The 1,465-nt window shown below is 33.8% G+C and carries 1 protein-coding gene; it reads right to left on the bottom strand.

The features are described from left to right. Positions 1–46: 46 nt before the first annotated feature. Positions 47–1,138 (bottom strand): low temperature requirement protein A, encoded by a 1,092-nt coding sequence (locus ACMZ6U_RS10355; RefSeq protein ID WP_416108337.1) that lies wholly within the window; start codon positions 1,136–1,138, stop codon positions 47–49. Between the last annotated feature and the right edge of the window lie 327 nt (positions 1,139–1,465).

Below are 1,465 nucleotides of genomic sequence, written 5' to 3'. Positions count from 1 at the left end.
TAACTTTTGGGGTGCAGTTCACAATCGCTAAGATAAAGAAGGTTTTTTAGTTGCCCATCTGATAAAATAAATAAGCTAAACTAGCTGTTAAACCAGTTACAATAAAAGTTACCAACAAATGCTGTCCCGAAAAGATCAACGAACTAGCCAATGATACCAAATAAATTAATAGGATATGCTTTAAAAAACGATCACTTAGGTGACGGCTTGCCTTATTATAAGTATTATGTAGGACGATACTAAAATAATACATCCCAAGAGCAACAAATAAGAAAAGCACGACAAACAGATTATTAACATCTGGCTCTGTCAAGAAACTCAGTGCCGCCGTCACCATTGTCAAACTGAGAAAAATAACATAGTGGAGGTAAATCATACGCATTCCTGTCGTATGAGGATTGTCATGATTAATATCCACATAAAATTCTTCATAATAAAACCAAAAGAGTGATAAAACAATGATGAAAAAAAGAATAGATTGAAAAGAAAAAGTCACAAGCGTAAAATATTTAGCAATACCCCCCATAATCATTTCACCAAAAGTAATGATCACCAAAAGCGTCAACCTCTCGACCAAATGGGCAAAACTAATGGGAACCCTACTTGTATCCTTTTGGAAAAAGAGAGGCAACACCAACCCCGCCAAAAAGCCAGCCAAGTAAAAGTAGATCCCAAACGTTAAGGACATGAATAAACTGAGTAAAACAAGAGCAAAACGAACCCCTAAAATCAGCAAATAATTCTTGATCAGCTCTTGATGTTCTGGACTTTTATGATCTTTTAATGCTAGAAAATATTGGCTAAATAAACTGGCTGTCAGTAAGAGTACTAAAATCACAAAAGGAGTAAATTGCCCCTGCCATTCTAAACTAAAACTATTGGATATAAGCAACAAGAGCCCCATATCAAGAAACAAAAACGCATGGTTTTTAATACTTTCAGTACCGTAGCGATTGAGAAAGACAGTTTGATAAACCCAGATATTGATTAAAAATAAAAATGATAAGGTGAAAATAATAAAATCACCCAGAGGGATAAAACCGTCTTGTAAATGATGGATTAAAGTCATCGATCGTCCAATCGCATAAACATAAACCAAGTCAAAAAATAACTCGGGAATAGAAACTTTTTTGTGCATGAGACCCAAAAACCTTTCAAAAGATAAAACTATTATAACCTAATACTCAATGAAAATCTAAATCTGAAACCATTTAAGTACAAGGTGTAAATCTGGACGATTTACTAGGATAAGGAGACTCGAACCATAATTCTATATTCAGATTTTGAATTAAAATCAGTATAAAATAGTCATTGTAGAAGGCTATAGAGACTCATATCAAACGACAAGTTTTTGGATTTAAGACATTCAAGAACTTTAAAACGAAAATACTCATCGCTTTAAACACTCAAAACTCTAAGCAGGCTATGCCTGCCAACTCATGACAGAAAAAGAGATTAGGAATAT

It is taken from the genome of Streptococcus pluranimalium, from assembly GCF_047785745.1.
GTDB lineage: Bacteria > Bacillota > Bacilli > Lactobacillales > Streptococcaceae > Streptococcus > Streptococcus pluranimalium_B.
This window is presented reverse-complemented; position numbering and strand designations above follow the sequence as displayed.